At 69.4% G+C, this 14548-nt stretch carries 20 protein-coding genes; 9 read left to right on the top strand and 11 right to left on the bottom strand.

All coding sequences use genetic code 11. The features are described from left to right. Positions 1-2 precede the first annotated feature (2 nt). The 8 genes from ftsE to ACFWGN_RS18015 form a co-directional block, all read right to left on the bottom strand. A complete protein-coding gene (gene ftsE, locus ACFWGN_RS18050; RefSeq protein ID WP_377618807.1) occupies positions 3-863 on the bottom strand; it encodes a cell division ATP-binding protein FtsE in 861 nt (286 codons plus the stop codon). 155 nt (positions 864-1018) lie between these two features. Then, positions 1019-2143, bottom strand: coding sequence for a peptide chain release factor 2 (gene prfB / locus ACFWGN_RS18045; protein WP_377618805.1), 1125 nt, complete (start codon positions 2141-2143; stop codon positions 1019-1021). 76 nt (positions 2144-2219) lie between these two features. Next, a complete protein-coding gene (locus ACFWGN_RS18040; RefSeq protein WP_377618803.1) occupies positions 2220-3461 on the bottom strand; it encodes a WxL protein peptidoglycan domain-containing protein in 1242 nt (413 codons plus the stop codon). A 110-nt stretch (positions 3462-3571) separates the two neighbouring features. Beyond that, positions 3572-4222: a hypothetical protein gene (locus ACFWGN_RS18035; RefSeq protein WP_377618801.1), complete on the bottom strand. Its 651-nt coding sequence runs from the start codon at positions 4220-4222 to the stop codon at positions 3572-3574. A gap of 173 nt (positions 4223-4395) precedes the next feature. Then, a complete protein-coding gene (locus tag ACFWGN_RS18030; protein WP_377618799.1) occupies positions 4396-4854 on the bottom strand; it encodes a pilus assembly protein TadG-related protein in 459 nt (152 codons plus the stop codon). Positions 4855-4886: 32 nt separating this feature from the next. Beyond that, complete coding sequence (locus ACFWGN_RS18025; RefSeq protein WP_377618797.1) at positions 4887-5282, bottom strand: pilus assembly protein; 396 nt, start codon at positions 5280-5282, stop codon at positions 4887-4889. A gap of 167 nt (positions 5283-5449) precedes the next feature. Further along, positions 5450-5818 (bottom strand): TadE/TadG family type IV pilus assembly protein, encoded by a 369-nt coding sequence (locus ACFWGN_RS18020; RefSeq protein ID WP_377618795.1) that lies wholly within the window; start codon positions 5816-5818, stop codon positions 5450-5452. Between the two features lie 37 nt (positions 5819-5855). Further along, complete coding sequence (locus tag ACFWGN_RS18015; RefSeq protein WP_225220356.1) at positions 5856-6053, bottom strand: hypothetical protein; 198 nt, start codon at positions 6051-6053, stop codon at positions 5856-5858. Positions 6054-6362: 309 nt separating this feature from the next. On the opposite strand from ACFWGN_RS18015, the gene ACFWGN_RS18010 reads away from it, so the two are divergent. Together ACFWGN_RS18010 and ACFWGN_RS18005 are read left to right on the top strand one after the other, a co-directional pair. Beyond that, positions 6363-7208, top strand: coding sequence for a hypothetical protein (locus tag ACFWGN_RS18010; RefSeq protein ID WP_377618794.1), 846 nt, complete (start codon positions 6363-6365; stop codon positions 7206-7208). 88 nt (positions 7209-7296) lie between these two features. Then, a complete protein-coding gene (locus ACFWGN_RS18005) occupies positions 7297-8115 on the top strand; it encodes a hypothetical protein (RefSeq protein ID WP_377618793.1) in 819 nt (272 codons plus the stop codon). Here ACFWGN_RS18005 and ACFWGN_RS18000 read toward each other — a convergent pair. Genes ACFWGN_RS18000 through ACFWGN_RS17990 form a run of 3 tightly spaced genes read right to left on the bottom strand, consistent with a single transcriptional unit; the run spans position 8112 to position 10485 of the window. Further along, positions 8112-9578, bottom strand: a complete 1467-nt coding sequence (locus ACFWGN_RS18000; RefSeq protein ID WP_377618791.1) for a recombinase family protein — start codon at positions 9576-9578, stop codon at positions 8112-8114. The two genes, ACFWGN_RS18005 and ACFWGN_RS18000, sit on opposite strands and share 4 nt — an antisense overlap. After that, positions 9575-10027, bottom strand: coding sequence for an ImmA/IrrE family metallo-endopeptidase (locus tag ACFWGN_RS17995; protein ID WP_377618789.1), 453 nt, complete (start codon positions 10025-10027; stop codon positions 9575-9577). The genes ACFWGN_RS18000 and ACFWGN_RS17995 overlap by 4 nt, the downstream gene beginning before the upstream one ends. Next, positions 10027-10485, bottom strand: a complete 459-nt coding sequence (locus tag ACFWGN_RS17990; protein WP_377618788.1) for a hypothetical protein — start codon at positions 10483-10485, stop codon at positions 10027-10029. The genes ACFWGN_RS17995 and ACFWGN_RS17990 overlap by 1 nt, the downstream gene beginning before the upstream one ends. A 141-nt stretch (positions 10486-10626) precedes the next feature. On the opposite strand from ACFWGN_RS17990, the gene ACFWGN_RS17985 reads away from it, so the two are divergent. The 7 genes from ACFWGN_RS17985 to ACFWGN_RS17955 all read left to right on the top strand — a co-directional run bounded on the left by ACFWGN_RS17985 (position 10627) and on the right by ACFWGN_RS17955 (position 14527). Beyond that, positions 10627-10947 (top strand): hypothetical protein, encoded by a 321-nt coding sequence (locus ACFWGN_RS17985; RefSeq protein ID WP_377618786.1) that lies wholly within the window; start codon positions 10627-10629, stop codon positions 10945-10947. Between the two features lie 86 nt (positions 10948-11033). Next, the gene (locus ACFWGN_RS17980; RefSeq protein ID WP_377618784.1) at positions 11034-11246 is read left to right on the top strand and encodes a hypothetical protein; all 213 of its coding nucleotides are present in this window, start codon (positions 11034-11036) and stop codon (positions 11244-11246) included. Further along, positions 11243-11899 carry a hypothetical protein gene (locus ACFWGN_RS17975; RefSeq protein WP_377618782.1) on the top strand — a complete coding sequence of 219 codons (657 nt, stop codon included), beginning with the start codon at positions 11243-11245 and terminating at the stop codon, positions 11897-11899. Before ACFWGN_RS17980 ends, ACFWGN_RS17975 begins: the two co-directional genes overlap by 4 nt. Continuing rightward, positions 11896-12246, top strand: a complete 351-nt coding sequence (locus tag ACFWGN_RS17970; RefSeq protein ID WP_377618781.1) for a hypothetical protein — start codon at positions 11896-11898, stop codon at positions 12244-12246. Before ACFWGN_RS17975 ends, ACFWGN_RS17970 begins: the two co-directional genes overlap by 4 nt. A 125-nt stretch (positions 12247-12371) precedes the next feature. Further along, on the top strand, positions 12372-12557 hold the full coding sequence (locus tag ACFWGN_RS17965) for a hypothetical protein (RefSeq protein ID WP_377618779.1): 186 nt from the start codon (positions 12372-12374) through the stop codon (positions 12555-12557). Continuing rightward, positions 12554-12958, top strand: a complete 405-nt coding sequence (locus ACFWGN_RS17960) for a hypothetical protein (protein WP_377618777.1) — start codon at positions 12554-12556, stop codon at positions 12956-12958. The genes ACFWGN_RS17965 and ACFWGN_RS17960 overlap by 4 nt, the downstream gene beginning before the upstream one ends. Positions 12959-12961: 3 nt before the next feature. After that, positions 12962-14527: a ParB/RepB/Spo0J family partition protein gene (locus ACFWGN_RS17955; protein ID WP_377618775.1), complete on the top strand. Its 1566-nt coding sequence runs from the start codon at positions 12962-12964 to the stop codon at positions 14525-14527. Positions 14528-14548: the final 21 nt, after the last annotated feature.

Here is a 14548-nt window from a genome sequence, read left to right as displayed (position 1 = left end):
GACTACCACTCCCCTCGGGCGGAGGACTGCGCTGGTGCGGGCTCGGGTTCGCCGGGCCGCCCGGTGACGTCCTCGCCCGGGGCGACGAGCGTCGTCGTGCGGGGCCCGAGGTGCGACCCGGCCCGCCCCGCGAGGTGACCCGACGGCTCGCGCAGCGCGTCGTCGTCGGACAGGGGCACGCCGGCGCCGTAGACGCCGTCCTTCTGGTCCCTGACCACGACCCCCGAGGCGAGCTCGATCACTCGCTGACGCATCTGGTTGACGAACCCCGAGTCGTGCGTCGCCATGACCACGGTGGTCCCCGTGCCGTTGATGCGCGAGAGCAGGTTCATGATCCCGAGCGAGGTGTTCGGGTCGAGGTTCCCCGTCGGCTCGTCGGCGAGCAGGATCGAGGGGCGGTTGACGAAGGCTCGCGCGATCGCGACTCGCTGCTGCTCGCCGCCCGAGAGCTCGTGCGGGCGCCTCTTCTCCTTGCCCTGCAGACCGACCATCTCGAGGACCTCGGGAACCGTCACGGCGATCGTGTGACGCGGCTTGCCCGTCACCTGCAGCGCGAACGCGACGTTCTCGAAGACCGTCTTGTTCTGGAGCAGCCGGAAGTCCTGGAAGACGACGCCGATCTGCCGACGCAGCGACGGGACCTTCCAGCTCGACAGGGTCGAGAGGTCGCGGCCCGCGACGAACACCTTGCCCCGCGTGGGCCGTTCCTCGCGCAGCACCAGGCGCAGGCACGTCGACTTCCCCGAGCCGGACGCACCGACCAGGAAGACGAACTCACCACGCTCGATCTCGGCGGACATGTCGTCCAGGGCAGGCCTGGCGCCACGGGCGTAGACCTTCGAGACGTTCTCAAATCGGATCACAGCAGTTGACCAGTCTCTCGGTGGGGGAAGCGAATTCGTTCGCTGGTCGCCCACGAGAGTAGGCACGCCCCACAGGGCTGACACCGCTGACACGCCGGGCTCGCCCGGATCAGGCAGGGCGACGCCTCGCCGGCTCCACGCGGAGCCCGGGGGCCTCAGGCCTGCTCGGCGCCCCGTCGCCAGCGGATGCCGGCCTCGATGAAGCCGTCGATGTCGCCGTCGAACACGCCCGAGGTGTTGCCGACCTCGTACTCCGTGCGCAGGTCCTTGACCATCTGGTACGGGTGCAGCACGTAGGAGCGCATCTGGTCGCCCCAGCTCGCCTTGATGTCGCCTGCCATGGCCTTCTTGGCCGCGCTCTCCTCGGCCTGACGCTGGAGCAGCAGGCGTGACTGGAGGACGCGCAGCGCGGCAGCACGGTTCTGGATCTGCGACTTCTCGTTCTGCATCGACACGACGATCCCCGTGGGGATGTGGGTCATGCGCACGGCCGAGTCGGTCGTGTTGACGGACTGGCCGCCCGGGCCCGACGAGCGGAAGACGTCGACCTTGATCTCCGACTCGGGGATCTCGACCGAGTCGGTCTGCTCGATGAGCGGGATGACCTCGACCGCGGCGAACGACGTCTGCCGACGTCCCTGGTTGTCGAACGGCGAGATGCGCACGAGGCGGTGCGTGCCGGCCTCGACCGACAGGTTGCCGAACGCGTAGGGGGCCTTGACCTCGAAGGTCGCGGACTTGAGGCCCGCCTCCTCCGCGTAGGACGTGTCGAGGACCTGGGTCGGGTAGCCGTGACGCTCGGCCCAGCGCAGGTACATGCGCAGGAGCATCTCTGCGAAGTCGGCCGCGTCCACGCCGCCTGCCCCCGCACGGATCGTCACGACGGCCTCGCGGGCGTCGTACTCGCCCGTGAGCAGGGTCTTGACCTCGAGCACGCCCAGGTCCGTGCGGATCCGTTCGAGGTCGGCCGCGGCCTCTGCGAGCGTCGCGGCGCGGTCGGCGTCGTCGATGTCGTCGTCGTTCGCCATCTCGACGAGCGTCTCGAGGTCGTCGATCCGGTCGCTCATGCTCGTGATGCGGTCCAGCTCGGACTGCGTCTGGGAGAGGGCCGTCGTGACCTTCTGGGCGGCGTCGGGGTCGTCCCAGAGGTCGGGAGCCGACGCCTTGTCCGAGAGCTCCGCGATCTGGACGCGCAGGGCGTCCGGGTTGCTCACGGCGCTGATGGTGCCGAGCGTCGTACGGAGGGCGCGGATCTCGTGCGGGAAGTCGATGGTGGCCACGGTCGTCTAGGTTACGCGACGCGGGGGCTCACGTGGCTCGGTGCCCGCCGTGGCGGGCGCCGAGCGACCCGTCACGTCACGCGCCCGACGACGGAGCGTCCGGCCCGACCGAGGTGTCCCCGTGGTCTGCGGTCCCGGCCGAGGACGTCGCCGGCACCGCCGCCGAAGGTGCGGTGGCGCCGCTCGGCACCTTGCCGACGTCTGCCGATCCAGCAGCAGCCCGCCCCTCGGCGCGCGCCTTGGCGAGCAGCGCCTCGAGGCGCTGCTTCTTGCGCTTGCGGTTGTCGCGCAGCCCGATCACCAGGACGGCCGCCGCGGCGAGAAGGAGGATCTGGACCCACGGGATCGCCCAGGTCGTCACGGTGACCGTGACCGGCTCGAGCGGAGCCTCGACCGGGACGTCCACGGCCCCTCCCGTGCCGACGGGCACGGGGGTCACGGTGATCTCGGTCGTCACGGGCCCGACGGGCCAGATCCCCGCCACCGCGAACGCGGTCGAACGGGAGGTCCCCGGGATCAGCTCCTCGACGTCCTCGGTCCCCCGGTCGATGGTGGTGTCGCCGATGCCGAACGGGCCGGTCACGTGGGCCTGCTGGTCGGCGCCGACACGGAGGTTGCCGTCGTTGGTCACGCCGTACGCAACCCGTACGGAGCCGGGCGAGAACGGGTTCCACGACGGTTCGTACGTCGCCCTGACGTCGGTGAGCGCGAGCGAGGGAGTGACCTCACCGGGCACACGGAGGTTGACGCGCACACCGACCCGGCTCTCGACACCGACCCCGGGGCCTGCGGCGGTGGACGCCGACGTGATGGTGGCGACGATGCCGGCCGGGTGGTCTCCAGGGGTCGCGTTCTCCGGGACCGTGATGGTGAACGGCACGACCACGGTCTCGCCCGCAGGCACGTCCACGGTCGGCTGGACCTCGAACCACCCGCCCGAGTCCTGAGGCTCCTGGTCCGAGGTCCGGATGTCGAACTTGCCCATGGGCGTGAAGAGGCCGTCGTTGGCGACCATGGTGAACGTCACCGGTCCCGCCCCGTGGTTCGACACGGCCACCTGGTCCTGGATCTGCTCTCCCGGCTCTGCGACGAAGTCGAAGATCCGTCGCTTGTCCGGTCCGTCGGACGTCGCCGTCGTGACCGAGAACCTGACCTCGCCCGGGTCCTTCGCGTCAGCGTGCGCGACGCTGATCCCGCCGGCCAGTGCCAGCAGCAGGGCACTCAACCCCAGGACGCTCCTGCGGAGCCGACCTGCTCCACGACCTGCCGCGGACGTCGCGACACCACCGGACACCTTCTGCACCACCTTGCTCACCACGACTTCCGATCATCCTCGAACGGTCTACCTGCTCCGGAGACGGTACAGGGCCGACGGAGAACCGCCGGCCCTGTGTCGTCACCGTCCGTGACACTGATCGCGAGAAGCGGTCAGCTCTCCATGAGCGTGAGCGTCAGCGTCGACGCGTACGCACCGGAGGGGGTGTTCTTCGGCACGGTCAGGTTGAGCCCGGCCTTGACGCCGAACGACTGGCCGTTGGCCTCGGCGGACGAACCGGCCGAGACCAGGAGGTCACCGACCTGCACACCACCGGTGAGCCAGTCACCGCCGGGGCCCTCGCCGGCCGGCACCTCCTGGAGCTCACCGGCGATCGGCTGGCCCGGCGTGACGTTGAAGTCGCCGGGGATCGGGTTGGCCAACTCGGGGACCCAGCCGAGGTTGGCGGACTCGATCTCCGGCAGGCCCGCGGCCACGAAGTTGCTCACCTGTCCGCTGACGTTCCAGGCTGCGTCGGCACCCACGTCGTTGCGGTCGTCGGAGACGCTGACGCCGTCGAGGGTGCCCGTGAACTCACGGTTGCCCGCGGCCCAGACGTCGTCGCTGGTGGACTCGGTCAGCGTGACGGACGGGTTGGCGACCGTGAGCGTGAGCGCTCCGACCGGGGTGACCGAGACCTGGATCTGAACGTCCTCGTCCTGGTTCACGTCAGCCGCGGCCGACGACGCCATCGCGATGGTCCCGAGCAGCATCGCGCTGAGCGCTCCGCCAGCGATCCACTGCTTCCTTGCACGTGCATTCATGTAAGTCTCCGTCGTTGGAGGGTGTCGGACCGGATCACCATAGCGGCGAACCAGCGGTTTTGGCAGCCCCCAGTCAAAAGTCGCACCTTTCGTTAAGAAAGTTAACGATCATGTTAGCGCTAACTCTGTCATGTTCACTCGCCCGACACTTTTTCGTTGGAAGGGAGGGTGGATCACCAAGCTCGCGCACTGGACTCTGCACGCACGATGATGCCATCAGACCAGAGCTGCGTCACCCAGCTGATGAGAACCGGGCGAGAACGTGCCGCCAGATGGACGCTCGCCGTGCGCCCGTCGGGTGTGGTGGCCTCGACGATCGCGACGTCGTCCAGCCCCGCGAGCATGGCCGGGTGAGAGCCGAGGAACGACCGGACCGACGACTCGACGTCCGAGTCGCTCAGGACCAGGACGCCTCCCTCGACCGGGTCCGCCAGGCCCCCCTGGTAGACGGTCTCCGCGGGCATCGCGTCGGCGGCGTCGAGCGCCGAGGCGTCGGCCAGGTCGAACAGCTGCTTACGGTCCAGGTGGACCGCCGTCGCGGAGACCACGACAGCCACGAGGACGAGCGCGAACGCGACGAACATGCTGGTGAGGAGCATGATCTGGCCGCGCTCACCATCTCGCTCGTGCACAGGCCCACGTCCGAGGACGTCCCAGGAACACCTCACGACCGAGCCCCCGCGTATGTGTCGACAGGCGAGGTGTGCACGGCCTGGACCGGGATGGACAGCGGGACCCACGAACGGATTCCTGAGGGGACGAAGGGCAGTGCGACGTCGTAGCGCACGACCGCCACGACCTCGCTCCCCGGGGCGAGGCAGGGGGCGGTCGAACAGGAGAGCTCGAGCACGCCCGAGGGCAGGACGTCCTCGAAACCTTGGTCGGAGAGCGCCAACGAGGTGGCCACCCCCGCGCGCGCCTGCCCCTCGGCCACCGAGTCCGCGGTCACGAACGCCCGGGCGGACTCCTTCGCGGCCCCCTCGACCGCGAAGGTTGCCGCCTGGATCCGACCGAGGGTCAGGGCCAGGTACAGGACGGGAAGAATCAGGACAAGTGCCACCCCGAGGAACTCGACCTGCGCGTTTCCTGCGTCGACGCTCGCCCGGGCCCCTGACCGAGGGCGTAAATTCACCCGGTCGACATGATCCGACCTTGGGTGGGCACCGCAGCGGACAGCCTTCGCGACTCCGCACGGGCACCCCTCGTGGACCGAGCCCGCCCGGGATCTCACGGCTCCTCCGCCAGCGCATGGCCGCTCACCGTCAGCGTCCCGGCCGGACCGAGCAGACCGACCACCGGGAAGGGTGCCGTCACGGTCACCTCCACGACCGGCAGACCGTGCAGCTCGACCTCGCGCGCCGTCACGTCCTGCGCGAACCGGTCGGAGAGCGCCGCATCGATCAGCTGCTGCGTGCGTTCGACGCCGTCCGCCGGTGTACGGTCAGCGCGCCCCGCGAGGCGCGCGCCCTCCGCCGCGCTGTCGATCACGACGGCGCGCACGTGGAGCGCGAGCACCACCTGGACGACGCCGAGGAGGAGGGCCACCACGAGGACCGAGACCAGCACGAAGTCGACGACGGCAGAACCGTCCTCCACCCCTCGTGCCGCCCTCGGGTTGGCGTCTCGGCCCATCTCAGGGACCGCTGACGCTGCTGATCGCGTCGCTGAAGGTGCTCGTGAGCGCGGGTCCGGCCACCGCCCAGAGGGCGACGACGAGCCCGGCCGTCATGAGTGTCACCAGAACCCATCCCGGGACGTCACCCCGCTCCGCGCCTCGGCCCCCGGCACGGCGCACCAGTCTGCTCGTCCAGTCCTTTACCTGCTGTGGCACGGCTGCTCCTCGTTCGTTCTCTTCTCGGTTCCTCACCTGGACGGGCGTCCAGGACGAGTGTTCACGTCGACGGCACCCTCGATCGGCGTGGCTGGTACGTACCGGGACGGCATGCCTCACCCGGGGCTTCGGCAGGGCGCCCGGCGCTGGAGCGGCAGACTCTCGGGATCCGTTCTCCCGGTCGGCCACGATCAGAGGCCGATCTGCAGGGTCACGATCGACGGATAGATGGCGAACACCGTCGTGCCTAAAAGGACCACCGGGCTGCCTGCCTCAGAGGCATCAGTTCACCCACTACGCTCTCGGAGCATGACCAAGCCACTGCACGCGTTCTTCGTCACTCCGATCGGGGCCGAGGGGTCTGAAACCCGCGAACGAAGCGACAAGGTCCTCGCGCACATCCTGACCCCTGCACTTGTACCGACGGTCGTGTCGTCGATCGAGCGTGCGGACCACAGTCCGAACCCTGGCGAGATCACTGCAACCATGATCGCCAGCATCCTGGAGAGCGATCTGATCGTTGCAGATCTGACAGGCTCCAACCCCAACGTCTACTACGAGGTTGCCCTCGCTCATGCCTTCGGAAAGCCGGTCGTCCACATCCGCCTGGCAACGGAGGACCGGCTCCCGTTCGACATCAAGGACGTTCGGGTGTTCGACTACTCGTTCGACGTCGCCGATGCCCGAAAGTGTGCGGAGTCTGTCGAGGCAGCAGCCAGCCTTGCCCTCACGGATCCCAAGAGCGTGCAGACGCCAGTTGACCGCGGTCGAGTTGCCGCTCAAAGCGCAGACAGCGAAAACCTCGGCGATCGGGTGAACGCCGAGATCATGGCGAGGCTCGACTCAATCGACTCCCGACTCGTAGCGATGCGACACACCTCGACGGACTTCGAGCTCGCTGACTTGTCAGGCACGGAGGCCAAGCTGATCAGGTTGGTTCGTGACATCGCTTCTCTTGAGAGCTCCGAGCCTGTCGAGGACAACCCAGCTCTTGCGGAGCAGCAACTTCTGCTGTCCAAGGCCTTGCGGGCCAAGGTGCCGGAGTACGCGGGGAACGCGATCGAGCAGGCCCTCTCGCAGCTGCGGCACCCCTCGTTCGGACGCAGGCGTGCAGAACGCACGGCCGATGCCTTGGACCTGCTCAAGGCCACATGAACCGTTGCTGGTGCCGAGCCTCGTGGCACGTAGTGATCACCCGACGGAACCACACAGAATCGATGCTCCAGGCAGTAGCCTCGTCCGCATGACGAGCATCCTGAGGCAGGCCACGAAGGAGGACCTGCCGCAGGGCACCCGATCATGCATCTTCTGCGCCGGGCGTCCTCTCACCCGTGAGCACGTGTGGCCGAAGTGGCTGTCAGCAGAACTGCAGCAGCACGGGTTCACCCTCGACCGCCCTGATGGCGCCCCCCACCAGGTACGGCTCGTCGGGATCACCGCCGACCGTCAACATGCCCACCAAGAGGTCGAGACCGTCGGGGGCGCCAAGCTCCTGGGGGACCTAGTCGCAAGGTCCGTCTGTGGCCCATGCAATAACGGGTGGATGAGCGCGCTTGAGGACTCCGCCAAGCCAAGTCTTCTCGCGCTCATCCGAGGCACCGACGCCACGTTCGAGCAAGAGGCACTCGTGTCTTTGGCGACCTGGGCGGTCAAGACAGCCATCCTGTACCAGTCCCAGGACCCTGCCTCGCTCGCGTGGACCGCGGAACAGCTTCAACGGTTTCGCGTGGCCGGTCGCCCGCCCGCCTTGACCACGGTCTCGCTCGCCAGATGGACTGACAAGACTCAACAGGGCCCACACAGCATGGGTGGCGCCTATGGCGGCGTTGGTCGTCCCAATCGGTTCGGTGTGACAGTGTTGCTCGTCGGATACGTCGCAATCACCGTTCGCGCTGCGACCGACACTCGCTACTTCGGACAGCTGGCAACGCTTGGGAAGGAGTGGTCGACAATCTGGACTCCGGTCCCCTCACAACTCACCTGGCGCGCTCATCGACGCCCCGCGCTGCTTCAAGACGTCGAGCGGCTAACCTCTGGGTTTGCTGCTCCTGACGGCCCCTAGCGCTCCCAGGCCCCTCGCACGACGACGGTCGCCCCGCGCACGCCCGGCACACGGGACACCGTCGCGACGCAGAGCTCGCGCAGCACGCGCGAGATCCCGGCCGACGTCATGACGTCCCATCCCGTTACAAGACCTGCGGCCGAGGCGGCGTACCCTCCGAGCGCCCTCGTCGCCCGGTCAAGTGCGTCCATTGCGGCGCTCGCGGCTCGCTGCTCAGTGAGGAGCTGGTCACGGGCGGCGGTGTAGGCGCTGCTCGGTACGAGCCGCTGGGCGTGGTCGATCGTGAGCTGAGTGAGGGTGCGCTCGAGTTCGGTGATCTGCCGTGCGTACCGGGCGCGCTCGATCGCGGCGGCCGCGCCGGTAGCCGGCTGCGCGTCAGCGGCCTGTGCGACGAGGTCGGCCACCGTGGGCAACCACGCCCGGATCGCGTCCTCGACCTTGGGGTAGGCGATGTTCACGGGCATGGTGCACTGCTTGTTGGCGCACCGGAAGCGGGGCGTCTGGTTCTTGCCGCGGTGCAGCGCCATGCGGTAGTCACATGCGAAGCAAAAGACGGCGCCCGAGAGTGCGCTAACGGCGTTGTGCAGTCGGGGCGCGAGCGTGGTGCGTTGCGCGCGAGCTGCCTGGTAGGCGTGCCAAACGTCCTCGGTGATGATCGGCTCGTGCGAGCCCTGAACGTGCACGCGGTTCGGGCAGTCACCGCCGCTACGGGGCGGCTCGGTGCAGTCGGGATCGTGAACGTACATGAATCCGGCGGGCCATCCCCCGTCGAGCATGTAGGCGATCCCCCGGTGCGTCCAAGGCTTGCGCGTGCGGGGCGACTCGATACCCAGGTCTCGGGTCCACTTTGCCAGGGTGGCAAGCCCCTCCCCCGCGGCGTACCGGTTGTAGAGCTCGCGCACGATCGGCGCCGTCTCAGGGTCGGGCGCGTAGGACTTGCTCGCGGGGTCGTAGGCGTACCCGAGACGCGGCGAGCCGTTGTGAGGCAGGCCGAGCTTGCGCCGTCGAGCGTGCGTCTCTCGCCAGGTGTCACCAATGCGTTCGGACTCGAACGCGGCGAGTTCGGCGAGCATGCCGCGGGTGAATCGTCCGGTGCTCGTTGTCGTGTCGACAGGCTCGGTGGAGGACTCAAGGCGCCCACCGGCCGCCTCGATCTTGTCGACGGCGACCGCCCAGTCGCGGCGCGATCTGCTGAGGCGCGACCACTTCCAGACGACGATGACGTCCGCGTCACGTGCCTCGACCATGGCCATGGTGCGCAGGACCGCTGGCCGCTGCCAGGTTCGACCGGAGATCCCGGGATCAGCCTCGACGGCGACGACGTCATAGCCGCGACGGATGCAGTACTCGCGGCCGGCGGTCTCCTGCAGCTCTAGTGAGATTGACTCCTCACGGTGAGTCGACTGGCGCAAATACAGGACGGCGCGTGCAGGGCGGTCAGGTACGGCGCGGAGGTGGTTCATGCTCCTCGAGCCTTCCGGTAGGAGTTCGCCACCCAGGGCCGGGGAAAGCCGATCGCGTGGACGTTCGCGGAGCGGCGGACGATGCGCTGGAACACGACGACCAGGTCCGCGGTGACGTTCAAGGCGGCCCCGAGTGCGCCGGGGTGCGGTCCAACCTCTCGCTCAGCAGTCGCGTAGGCGTGGGCGTCGATGAGGAACTTCGCCGCCCACTCGTTGGCAAGACGCTCGTGTTCGTTGTCATCGTGGGGTGCGCTTGTCCACGTGTGCCCGTACCAGGCGTGCCCGAGCTCGTGCGCGAGGGTGGAACGCGCCTGCTCACCGTTGAGCCACGCGTTGATGGTGACCGTCCGGACGTCGTGCTCGTAGACGCCTCGCAGGTTCTCCCCCATGGCCCGGCTCCACTCCACGTACACGCCCTGCTCGTGTGCGTGATGGAGCAGCTCGCGCACTACGGAGTCTCTCCCGACTGGTTCTGCTCGTCGAAGATCGAGACCTCGCTATGGTGCGCGACGGCCTGCTCGGAGAAGTCGCGGCCACTGCCCATCTGACCAAATCGGCCCTCGATGACCCGGCCCGCCTGCTCGGCCGCCTCGCCTACCCGGACGCGTCGACCGACCTCGTCGAGGAGCGTGTCAGAGGACGCGCGACGCACTGCGTCGCGAGCACCGACAGCGACCTCACGAAGCCCGGCCTCGTCGTCGGTGATTACCCCAGCAGCGGCGAGTGCCGCGACGACGTTGAGGTCGAAGGCACGCGCGAACTTCACGACGAAGGCTGCATCCGGGCTCGCCCCCTTCTTCCAGCGCGTGAAGGCAGAGGAGTCGAAGCCGGCCTTGCGCCCCGCCTCGAGGGCTGACATGTCACCCATCGCCGCGCTGACGTAGTCCCACCATCTGTTCTGAGCCATGGGTACATCTAACTCTGCGCAGACGCAGACCGCAAGTGGTCTGTTACAACACAGAGTCGCTCTTGCGTCTGCGCAGAACCTCCTCTACGTTGGTTCTAACGCAGAACCGATTCGGGGTCTGCACAAGGCAGAGGAGTTGCCATGGTGGCGATTGCGCTCAGGGGCAAGGTGCTCGCCGAGCGGCTCCACGACGTCGGAGCGAACACGAACGTCGAAGTTGCAAAGGTCCTCGGACTCAACGACGGGACCATCTCACGCGTTCTCGCGGGCAAGTCCGACCCAGGGAACAAGTTCATCGCGGCCGTCCTGAGGAACGTGCCCGTCGCGTTCGAGGAGGTCTTCGTCGTCGTCGACCGCGAGGGCGACGAAGCCAAAGACGACGCCCGCTCGGCATCCGACGAGCCGGACCCAGGTCACGCATCCGGCTCCTCGCACGAGCGCCCCGTCGCGCTCACCGCCTAGCACCCGCCCCACGGCCGGCCCCGCGCTCACTCCACCAAGAACGCGCGCGGGACCGGCCTCACCACACCCGATAGGAGATGGCACCCATGACGGTACCCAACCCAACGCCCGTCCGACGCACGAAGGACGAGTGCATCCGCCGCGCTGGTAAGGCCCTCGCCGACGAGCGTGCGGCTCAGGCCGCCCGCACGGTCGAAGCGGCGGCGCTCGCGGCCTACCGCCCGGAGTTCGGCGGCCCCTCGCTCTCCGAGCTTGAGGACATGATCCGCGCCCATCGTGGCCTGGCTGTGGCCGCATGAGCCTCGATATGGCCCAGCCAGGCCTGGGCTCCGCGCCCGGCCCACTGGACGAGATCGACCGTCTGCTGACCTCCGAGCAGCGCAAGACCCGCCGCGATCTCCTGGCTGTGGCCATGGAGGTGAGGCCACGCCAGATCAAGTTCGAGCAAGACCTGACAGATCACTCTGACCTTCTGCAGACCTACGCACAAGGCTTCGCCGCGCTCAGCGTGATCCTGCCCGGCAATCCGGTGCGGTGCGCGTACCCGCACTGGTCGCTTCACCGCACGTGCGGCCTGCCGCAGGGGCACGAGGGGATGCACAGCGCGCCGGTCCTCGCCCCGCCCGAGTACGCCGCCGAGGGCGTCTTCACCGGGCACACGTACTGGGGTGCGCCGCCGACTGAGTGGCACCTCAACGGCCTACGCGTCTACGGCGAGCCCGCCCCGCACCCGATCCGGGATCTGACCTGCGGTCGATGGCACAAGAGCTGCGACGTCCGGTGGTACCCCGATGGCAGCGCACGTGGCTACGTGTGCACCCGACGCTCGGGTCACACCGGGCGTCACGCTGCCGCGGCCGGGTCGTGCATCGTCGCGGTCTGGGGCCTCACGCACACGCCCGCAACCGCCGAGCAGGACGAGGAAGACGTCGGGCTTGAGGTGACGGCGTGACCGCCGTCGCCGAGGGCCAGGCACTCAAGACCACCGGGCAGGCGCTCGCGGCCCGTGCGCTCACGCCCGAGCACCGCGCCCTGTTCCGCTCGCTCGTGGTCGCCCTGCCGGTCGGGGCGCAGTTCTCGATCAACGACCTGCGCGCCCAGCTCGACGACGCAAACGTCCCCGAGGCGCCGCGCGCGACCCTGTTCGCCGCGGCCGCCCGTGAGGGCCTGATCGAGCAGGTGCTGTTCGACGACGGCGACGAGGAGTACTCGCCCAAGACCCGCCGCTCGACTGGCCGCTCCGCGCACCGCGCCCGCGTCAACGTGTGGCAGCGCATCGCACCCCAGACGCCTGCATGAGCCGGCGTCGGTCGGGTGTCCCGAGCCCCGGCCCGGGACGGTGCCCCTCGTGCGGTGGCCGGCTCCTGTGGAAGCGGTACGCGAAGCCCGCCCCGGGCGCCGCGAACCCCACCCTCGGAGCGCTGATGCCGCTCGACGCCACCCCGCGCGACCCAGCCGACGAGTACGCGAACTACGCCGTCGACGCCGCAGTCCCCGGGTGCCGGCTCATCACCGCCGAGCGCCCGTTCGACCCCACCACCGAACGCCGCTACACGATCCACCACGCCACGCACCCCACCTGCTCCGACGACCTGAGGACGACACCGTGACCCTGACGACCGACCAGCCCACCCCCCTGCTCTCGCACACGGTGGCGATCGCCCGCCTGCGCCTGTGCCTGCTCGATACCGACCAGGCGCGCCTCGCCAAGCACGTCGCGCTGCGCAGCGCATGGTCCAGCCTGGCCCTCGAGAACACCACCTACGAGAACCTGCCCGACGACGGCGACGCGCTCCTCGAGTCCGCTGACCGCCTCGAGCTCGTCGGCGGCCCCGCCGCTGCCGTCGCCGAGCTCCGCGACGAGGCCACACGCCAGGCCCGACGCCGCACCTACGTCGAAGGCACCATCACCGAGCTCGTCGAAGCCGCCGACGAGCTTGAGCGCGACATCGCCCGTCTCGACACCCTGCACGCCGACTACGAGCTCGCGCTCGAGAACCTCGGAGCCTGACCCATGGCTCCCATCATCCGCACCAGCGTGCCCGCCCTGTCCGTGGTCCCCGACGGCGGCCCGGCGCTCACGGCCCTGACCGGTGGCCCCGCGGCCGCGCCGACGCAGCTGCCCGTCACCTCCCTCGTGCATCACCCCCTGAACCCGGCCGGCCGCTCGGAGGTCGACGAGGAGCTCGCGGCCGCGATCCGCGCCGACGGCACGATCCACGAGCCCCTCGTCGTGCGCCCCACCACCACCGAAGGCACCTACGAGCTGCTGTCCGGGCACCGGCGCCTGGCCGCAGCCCAGCACCTCGGCATGCTCCTGGTCCCCGTCGTCGTCCGGAACCTCACCGACGCCCAGGCCGCCACGCTGCTGCTCTCCGCGAACCTCAACCGGCGCGACCTGACTCTCGTCGAGGAAGCCGTCATGGTCCAGGGCATCCTCGACCTGCCCGGCGCCGGAACCCAGCACGCCCTCGCCGCCACCCTGGGCCGCTCCGACACCTGGGTCTCGCGCCGCGCCAAGGTCGCCCGCGCCGGCGACGACGTCCTCGCGGCGCTCGCGGCCGCGCCGGTCCCGGCGACGTTCGAGGACGTCGAGGCGATCGCCGAGTTCGAGGCCCACCCCGAGGAGCACGCGAAGGTCATCGCCGCGTTCGGCACCGCGGACTTCGACCAGGCCGCCCGCACGGCCCGGCTGCAGATCCGTCGCCTTGAGAGCGAAGCGCGCCTGACCGAGTACCTCGAGGCGCACGGCGGCTCGCTCGTTGTCGCCGACCCGCACAGCTACACCCGCCCCGCCGAGGTCGAGGACCTCACGATGGTGAGCGGCGGCCAGTACATCGACGTCGACCGCCTGGCCGCCGACCCTGCCGAGGTCCTCGCCAGCTACGAAGGCATGACGCCCGAGACCACGGGGTTCGTCCTCGTGCGCCGCGGCGCCAACGCCTCGGGCGTCGCCCTGTACCGCCCCCGCACGCCCGAGGAGCAGGCCGAGCACGACACCCGCACCGCCGCACTGGCAGCACGTGACGCCGAGTTCCAGCGCAAGCAGGCCGAGCGCGACGCACAGGTCGCCCAGCACGCCGAGCACGCCAAGGCGATCAAGCAGTTCGTCGAGACCACCGCCGACGGGCGCCGAGAGCACCTCCTCAAGATCCTCGCGATGAAGAACCTCATCCGCACGCAGCTCGACCCCATCCTTGCCTTCACCGCGGCCGCCGCGACCAACGCGTGGGACGTCTGCCTCGGCGGCGACTACGTCGACCCCGGCGAGCTCGGCCCCTGGCTCGGCCTCGACCTCGAGGCCCTCGTCGCCGCGGCCGAGGCCGCAGGCTCGGACACCGACGACGCCCTCTACGACGCCATGACCACGGCCCTCGGCCAGGCCACGGCCCCGCAGAAGCTCCTCGCGGCGCTCGCGGCCCAGGTCGAGCCGATCACGGCGTGGAAGTGGCGCGAGGTCACAAAGGAGGACCGGTGGCCCGTGCGGGCCTGGTACGTCCTGCTCGAGGCGCTGGGCTACGCCGTCTCCACCGAGGAGCGCGAGGCCCTCGCCGGCCTCCTGCCCGGGGCGGCTGCCTGATGGCCGCCGGGTGCGCCACGT

It is taken from the genome of Oerskovia sp. NPDC060338 (assembly GCF_042726295.1).
GTDB classification, from domain to species: domain Bacteria; phylum Actinomycetota; class Actinomycetes; order Actinomycetales; family Cellulomonadaceae; genus Oerskovia; species Oerskovia merdavium.
The sequence above is the reverse complement of the archived record's forward strand: the minus strand, read 5'-3'. Positions and strand labels throughout refer to the sequence as shown.

Bases quoted from the DNA above. Each gene is read 5' to 3' on its own strand.
- ACFWGN_RS18000 (WP_377618791.1), bottom strand. From the start codon at position 9,578: ATGAACCACCTCCGCGCCGTACCTGACCGCCCTGCACGCGCCGTCCTG.
- ACFWGN_RS18035 (WP_377618801.1), bottom strand. From the start codon at position 4,222: ATGAATGCACGTGCAAGGAAGCAGTGGATCGCTGGCGGAGCGCTCAGC.
- ACFWGN_RS17975 (WP_377618782.1), top strand. From the start codon at position 11,243: ATGAGCCTCGATATGGCCCAGCCAGGCCTGGGCTCCGCGCCCGGCCCA.
- ACFWGN_RS17955 (WP_377618775.1), top strand. From the start codon at position 12,962: ATGGCTCCCATCATCCGCACCAGCGTGCCCGCCCTGTCCGTGGTCCCC.
- ACFWGN_RS18005 (WP_377618793.1), top strand. From the start codon at position 7,297: ATGACGAGCATCCTGAGGCAGGCCACGAAGGAGGACCTGCCGCAGGGC.
- ACFWGN_RS18010 (WP_377618794.1), top strand. From the start codon at position 6,363: ATGACCAAGCCACTGCACGCGTTCTTCGTCACTCCGATCGGGGCCGAG.
- ACFWGN_RS17965 (WP_377618779.1), top strand. From the start codon at position 12,372: ATGCCGCTCGACGCCACCCCGCGCGACCCAGCCGACGAGTACGCGAAC.
- ACFWGN_RS17990 (WP_377618788.1), bottom strand. From the start codon at position 10,485: ATGGCTCAGAACAGATGGTGGGACTACGTCAGCGCGGCGATGGGTGAC.
- ACFWGN_RS17985 (WP_377618786.1), top strand. From the start codon at position 10,627: ATGGTGGCGATTGCGCTCAGGGGCAAGGTGCTCGCCGAGCGGCTCCAC.
- ACFWGN_RS17980 (WP_377618784.1), top strand. From the start codon at position 11,034: ATGACGGTACCCAACCCAACGCCCGTCCGACGCACGAAGGACGAGTGC.